The organism is Rhizobium sp. P1_B8 (assembly GCF_056406515.1).
Window position 1 is genome coordinate 1 of sequence record NZ_JBFTZZ010000067.1, and the last position, 5,177, is coordinate 5,177.

General features: G+C 49.4%; 7 protein-coding genes and 1 pseudogene. All 8 read right to left on the minus strand.

Annotation, left to right across the window (positions count from 1 at the left end; genetic code table 11):
• Window positions 1-77: pseudogene (locus AC1D2N_RS35945) on the minus strand (IS5/IS1182 family transposase); the annotation flags it as partial.
• 89 nt (window positions 78-166) lie between these two features.
• Window positions 167-1,045, minus strand: a complete 879-nt coding sequence (locus AC1D2N_RS35950) for a glycosyltransferase family 2 protein (RefSeq protein WP_130654205.1) — start codon at window positions 1,043-1,045, stop codon at window positions 167-169.
• A 41-nt stretch (window positions 1,046-1,086) separates the two neighbouring features.
• A complete protein-coding gene (locus AC1D2N_RS35955) occupies window positions 1,087-1,836 on the minus strand; it encodes a class I SAM-dependent methyltransferase (protein WP_018246931.1) in 750 nt (249 codons plus the stop codon).
• Complete coding sequence (locus AC1D2N_RS35960) at window positions 1,833-2,285, minus strand: GNAT family N-acetyltransferase (RefSeq protein ID WP_130654204.1); 453 nt, start codon at window positions 2,283-2,285, stop codon at window positions 1,833-1,835. Before AC1D2N_RS35960 ends, AC1D2N_RS35955 begins: the two co-directional genes overlap by 4 nt.
• Window positions 2,282-3,253, minus strand: coding sequence for a glycoside hydrolase family protein (locus AC1D2N_RS35965; protein WP_130654203.1), 972 nt, complete (start codon window positions 3,251-3,253; stop codon window positions 2,282-2,284). Before AC1D2N_RS35965 ends, AC1D2N_RS35960 begins: the two co-directional genes overlap by 4 nt.
• A complete protein-coding gene (locus AC1D2N_RS35970; RefSeq protein WP_130654202.1) occupies window positions 3,250-4,218 on the minus strand; it encodes a glycoside hydrolase family protein in 969 nt (322 codons plus the stop codon). The genes AC1D2N_RS35965 and AC1D2N_RS35970 overlap by 4 nt, the downstream gene beginning before the upstream one ends.
• A 61-nt stretch (window positions 4,219-4,279) precedes the next feature.
• Window positions 4,280-4,978 carry a WbqC family protein gene (locus AC1D2N_RS35975; protein WP_130654201.1) on the minus strand — a complete coding sequence of 233 codons (699 nt, stop codon included), beginning with the start codon at window positions 4,976-4,978 and terminating at the stop codon, window positions 4,280-4,282.
• A gap of 1 nt (window position 4,979) precedes the next feature.
• Window positions 4,980-5,177, minus strand: a 198-nt coding sequence (locus AC1D2N_RS35980) for a DegT/DnrJ/EryC1/StrS family aminotransferase (RefSeq protein WP_284200616.1), incomplete at its 5' end; no start/stop codon positions are given.

A 5,177-nucleotide genomic window follows, 5' to 3' on the forward strand; every position in this document is an offset into this window, starting at 1 on the left:
CGATCATCGCCAATGATATGACGAGACATCCGTTCCCACTGGTCATCCTGAAGAATCAAACGGTCTAAAATACCCATGGCTGCCTCCAAAAGACAGCATTGAATCAGACCAAAGCTCTTTTGGGAATCCTAAGAGTCCACACCTCCTAGGGCGTGTCATTCCAGCTCTATGTCAATGCATCTTCGATCTGTGCAATTCTTGCATTAAGCTGCGGGAATGAATTTTGCCAATAACGGTAGGTATTCACTAGGTTGCGATATGACGCAGGTAAATCGCTTGCTGGCAAATAGCCTTTTTCAAAGGCAAAATTAAGCACATCCTCATAATAGGTGATCGCATAGATGAACTTCCAGTTGATCTGCGGGTTCGACGTGGCGTTCTCATGACGCCTAAAGTACGAGAGCGGCTTGGGATGTATAACGAAATCGCCGAGTTGAGCCAATTCAACCCACGCCGACAGGTCAATCAAGCCTCGGAAGAGATCACCTTCCATGCGATACAACCGGAATTGTCCATCGCCGTCAAATGCGTCCGCCTTGCGAAATAAGGCTGTTGTGTACTCCCCAACAAGATTCACATGATTGAGGGCCGTCAACCTTAGGAAATCACGGCCGGAAACCACTTTTAAGCCGTCTCCGGAAGCGTTGAAATGGTTTATGAAACCAGTCGTATGATTTCGGTCATCGATCAGATGACGTGGAGAAAACGCAAGGCGCGTATTTCTATCCCTTGTCGCATCGAGTGCCTCCAACAGGAATTGTACGCAAAAAGGATGAAGAACGTCATCATCGAACAAGAATTTTATGTATTCGCCGTTCGCAATCTGAACCAGTCGACGCACGTTACTCTCGGGCCCGGGATTCGGATTACGGCTATATTGAACAAACCGAACATATTTATCACATATTACCTTGATTGCATCGGTCGGACAGTCGTCAGACACAAGAATTTCAGCATCGACAAAGCTCTGGGCCAGTGCACTTCGAAGGCACAGCTCGAAATAATCGGGATTATATGCAGGAATACAGATCGATACACGCGGCATCGATACCCTCCGGACTTAAGAAAGATTGGAATTGGACGCAATTACCGCGTCCCGCCAGCTTCGCACATAAGGAAAATACTGGCGCAAAGATCGGGATAGATTTGCCCCAGGTGATAGCATCCTTCGAGATATTCGCTGGAGATAATATCGGTCTCCAACAGCCGATCCCACTGAAAATTGGCCAACGCTTTGAAGAAGATGCCTGAGCGATGCACCACATTTAGCCCCGCTAATTTAGCATCACGCTCCAAGGTGTCCAACGAGTATGTGATCCGATGACCGTGTTCCAACTCCGCCGGCGTTACTGCCGAATTGTGACGTATCAAACCCATTTTGACCGCGATCTGACGTGAGGGAGCGTTCGCATTTGGGCAAACCAAGAAGAGCCTACCGCCTTCCGACAACCATTCCTCGTTGACACGTCTAAGCACTCCCACAGGATCATCCAGATGCTCGAGAACGTGCGTAAGCAGAATATTGTCATAGCGCTTGGGCAACGTCACGCCTTCGAATACGTCGTTGATAAATATCAGCCCTTCGCCTAGATCGCGTTTCGCTATGGCTATCGCCTCGTCGGATGCTTCGACGCAGGTGATGTCGTCAAAATACGGCATCACTCGTTTGGTGAAATCGCCTCGAAAACTTCCAAGCTCAAGTAAACTCCCCCGACGAAAGAATGGAATAAAGGACTTCAGCATATAATGATGCATGACATCGAAATCGAAATTGTAAGCATAACGATGATCACTGGTGTCTTTTATTTCATTGTTATAATCACGCTTGTCGGTCACTTTTTGGCCCCCAAATCCAGCTTCATAATGAGCGTTGACTGCCCGCCACCAAACGGCACAAACCCAAATTTTCCGTAGACCGCGACTGCCGCCATATTCCCAGCATCTACTTCAAGCTGTATTGTGCCGAAGCCTTTTTCGTCTGCGTGAGTGATGCATTGCTCAAGCAACGTCCCCGCTATTCCACGGCCTCGCCAATCCTCAAGCACACTCACGTTCGTAATGAATGCCGACTTGAGCTTGTCGTCGTTGCAATACATAGCCAAGAATCCGACTAACATGCCGTTCGACCATGCCTCGAAGCGCTCGGCATTTAGAAGAATTTTCTGCGCATAGATCCCAATGTCGATTCTTGCACTGAGCTCGGCTGCAAAACTCTCACCACACTCGTTTAAGTGTCGGGCTATTTCGTCTACCGAAGCGAAGTTGCGGCTCCAATTTGGGGTCAAGCGGTCCGCTCCAATATCGCAGCGCCGAATCCATACCGGCCGAAGTGGTTTCCGTTGTACAAAAGGTAAATAGCACCGTCTGACTCAAATACATGCGGATAGCAAAGCATGTCAGAATCCCACTCGCCACTTGTTCCTTCGATTGCTAGTTCGACGTCATCGCGCGACCAGTTAATCAGGTCGTCCGAACAGGCGTGGCCGATTTGATAGCCACGGCTTTTATTCGTGCGAAAATCTGACGATTGCCGGTAGCAAAAGAACATATGATGGCGCCCCTCGATCTCGATGACCGTAGGTAAAGCCTGGCTTTCATCTGGACCAAGCCGATCAGCGATAATCTGTCGGGCTTCTTCCTTCTGCCAATTGATGCCATCCCGGGATGTTGCGTGACCGATTTTATAGGTGCGGTCTGGCGCGGTTTCGGAGGAATATACTTTCCATCCAGTTCCGAAAATGTACCACATGTGGAAGGTGCCGTTGATGAACCGTACGAAGCCATCGCCGACCAAGCAAGGCTCGCCGAGCGACGCAGACAAAACTGGCCCATCGCCGATCCTCTTGAACGACAAGCCGTCGTCGTCACTGACGGTGAGGCCGATTGCAGTATCAACCGATACCGCAACCCTTCGATTCCAACCGCACGAGTAGCCGTAGATCTTTCCTTCATGTCGTATCACGTTCATCGGGAAGATACCGTGCTCGTCGAAACAGCCTAGTTTCCCAAGCTCTATAACGGGCCGGTCGGAAACTCGAACAATCCGATCCATTGTCTTATCCATATCAACGAAAGCGATATGGCTGAGATATTTGCCATTGGTGTCAACGGAGCGAGTTGAGAAGTATATTCGGATAAAGTCGTCGAAAACGAGTGCTTGAGGTGACTGCGCGTATTCGACACATCCTGCCGGCAGCTGATGGCGAGTGGGATCGAAGATCTTACCTAACTTCTTCCAGCGCATCTTCGTCATACATCACCCAACTTTCCGTCGAGAATAGCAAGACCGAAGCCATTGCGACCGACCTGATTGCCGAGATAAGCCATGTAGGTCTTGCCATCGATCTCAAAGACGTGCGGATAGCTGACCATCTCGTCGTCCCATCCCGTATCTGATACAGTTAGGCCAGCCTTTGAATCGTCGCGATGCCAGTTGATCAGATCAACGCTCGATGCATAGCCGATTCGATAGCCTTTTTCTTTACCTCTATAATTCGTGCTATACCGGTAACAGAAGAACATGTGGTATTTCCCCCCGGCAAAAATCACATCGGGGCTGGCCTGTGCTTCGTCATCTTCGACAATGCTGTTGATCAGGTTTCTATTTAGCTTTGTCCAACGGATGCCGTCTTCCGAGGTAGCGAGCCTTATTTTGTAGACAGGCTCAGCGCGCCCGTCGGCCATCTTCCACTTGGAGCCAGCGATGTAAAAGAGGTACCAGGTATTGTTAAAGCGCCGGATTTTGGGACCGCTCAAAACAAACGGCTCATCGGGCGAATATGGTAGCACCGGTCCACGACCTGCCTTCACGAACGTTCGACCTTCATCGGTACTTAGTGCCAAGCCGATACCGACGTTGAAAGGCACGGACTCGCAACGAGTCCAGCCGGCATAGTAAGCCCGAACGATATCGCCATCTCTTGCTACGGAAATCGGATAGGTACCAAATTGGTCAAATTCACCAAGGCTACCCAATTCCAGAACGGGACGTTCGCTGATGTGCCTGACTTTGAACAAATCAGCTCTGTCCACGTCGATATAAGCGGAATGCGACACATATTGCCCGGATTCGTCTGCCGGTGGTCGGCAGGAAAAATATACGCGCACAAAATCATCGAAAATCAGGGTTGCTGGCGCCTGAGCAAACTCCTTGAGCCACGGGCGATCCGTCACATCTTGCGGCGTGAACACCTTGCCCAGCTTTTGCCATTTAAACATCTACGTCACCGACTGGATTTCTTGATGGAGTCCGGACTGCCGAGTGCGGCAGCGACTACGGTTAAATAAGCTCATATTCGTTGAGTATCTTCGCCTGGATGCTCTCGGCGGAGTTGAACATGATCACGTCGATGATCGATAACCAAGGCATGAATTCCGCTCCAAACTGGGGATATTCGAAAGGCTTCGATTTGATGAATTTCAGGTCGATGTCACGCGCATTGAACGTTTCGCGCGAATAGAGATCCACTCCGCCGACTGCGTTTATATATACGCTTGCACCGGCCTCTTCACAAAGAGCCAAAACCTTTGTCTCTGCCTTAAGACCGTGATCTATTTTCATTTTGGAAGAGACGATGAATTCTGTCTTGATGCCGAGATAATCGCAAATTTTCGTGATTGAATTGAATATATAGGAATAGAGGTTGCTGTCTTGGAAGCGGATTGCCTGTTCTATCACTGGAAAAGCATTTGAAAAAAATGGTGCACGTCGATAGGCGCCTTGAATTTGATTAACTAGCTTATTGCGGTCGAACTCTGTCGACAGTGTGCGGTCGCATATATCTAGGCTGTCCGACGCGGCCTTAATCGGCAGAGAAAATGTAAAATCTTCACCATTCCGCAGTATGCGGTTTCGATTAATCCAACCCTTTTTTGTATATTTTATGTTGTCGTAGACAACAAATTTATCGACCGCGTGGATCAGCTGAAAGTAACCAATATAGGGGAAGAAATATGGCTGCATGATAGCCAGTTTCATCTCATATATCCCTACTTGCGGTGAAAGCACCTGTGCTCAATGAAGCAATGAGCGCGCAGACCTTGTCGACGATCTCCATCTCCATGTCCGGATAGATGGGAAGGCAGAGCACCTGTTGTGCGGCCTCGGTTGCGACCGGCAGATTCGAGGGCTGCGAGGAAGGCAGGCTGCGGTACATCGAGAAGCTTGAAATCAGCGG

Coding starts and splice junctions, on each gene's coding strand:
- AC1D2N_RS35965 (WP_130654203.1), bottom strand. CDS start 3,253: ATGACGAAGATGCGCTGGAAGAAGTTAGGTAAGATCTTCGATCCCACT.
- AC1D2N_RS35950 (WP_130654205.1), bottom strand. CDS start 1,045: ATGCCGCGTGTATCGATCTGTATTCCTGCATATAATCCCGATTATTTC.
- AC1D2N_RS35975 (WP_130654201.1), bottom strand. CDS start 4,978: ATGAAACTGGCTATCATGCAGCCATATTTCTTCCCCTATATTGGTTAC.
- AC1D2N_RS35970 (WP_130654202.1), bottom strand. CDS start 4,218: ATGTTTAAATGGCAAAAGCTGGGCAAGGTGTTCACGCCGCAAGATGTG.